Genomic DNA, 930 nt, shown 5'->3' on the forward strand with positions numbered 1-930 from the left:
GGCCTGGTTCGTCATCCGCTTCATCATCGGCGTCGTCATCAACCCGCTCTACATCCTCGGCGAGGTGTGGGCACTGTCGCTGGCGCCGCCATCGCGGCGCGGCAGGGTGATGGGCGTGTTCAACACGCTGATGGGCGCCGGCTACGCCGCCGGACCATTCGCGCTGACCCTGCTCGGTACGTCGGGCTGGGCGCCCTTCATGGTCGGCGTCGCCGGTTTCGCGCTCTGCGCGGTGATCCTGCACGCGGTCTCGTCTAAGCTGACCGGGTTCGAGGATGACGACCAGCCTGCCAGCGGCCTTGTCGGCTTTGCCAAGGTGGCGCCTGCGCTGCTGCTTGCCGTGCTTGTCTCGGCGGCGGTTCAGCAGAGCACTTATGCGCTGGTCCCGGTCTTCGGCGCCAGCTATGGCCTGGCGGAAGCCGTTCTGGCCTCGCTGGTGATGGCGCTTTCCCTCGGCAACATCCTGCTGCAGATACCACTCGGCCTTCTGGCGGAGCGTTTTGGCGGCCGCGCCATGATCATCGTCTGCGCGCTGGCAACAACCGTTTGCGCGCTTTTGCTGCCTTTGCTGATCACAACGCCGTTGATCTGGGTCGTGCTGCTGGTGATGGGCGCGGTCGGTTACGGCGTCTACACCATGGCATTGGTCGAACTCGGCAGCCGGTTCAAGGGCTCTGTGCTGGTCGCCGGCAACGCTGCCTTTGCACTGATGTGGGGCGTCGGTGGCATCGTCGGCCCACCCGGTGCCGGCGTGCTCATGCAAGGCATCGGCCCGCTCGGGCTGCCGGTCGTGATCGCCGGCCTCGACGCGGTGCTGGTGATGTTCGCGCTGTATCGGTCGTCCGTGCGCCGAGCTTCCTGACGAGCTCAACCTCCTGACCGGCCCAACTTCCTGACAGGCCCAACCTCCTGACAGGCATTGTCTGGAGC

1 protein-coding gene is annotated in these 930 nt (G+C 66.1%); it reads left to right on the plus strand.

Annotated features, from left to right (window positions below; all coding sequences use genetic code 11):
- On the plus strand, nt 1-862 hold an 862-nt coding region (locus tag EN750_RS36485; RefSeq protein WP_145968294.1), incomplete at its 5' end, for an MFS transporter.
- Nucleotides 863-930: the final 68 nt, after the last annotated feature.

It is taken from the genome of Mesorhizobium sp. M7A.F.Ca.ET.027.03.2.1 (assembly GCF_003999175.1).
Classification (GTDB): domain Bacteria; phylum Pseudomonadota; class Alphaproteobacteria; order Rhizobiales; family Rhizobiaceae; genus Mesorhizobium.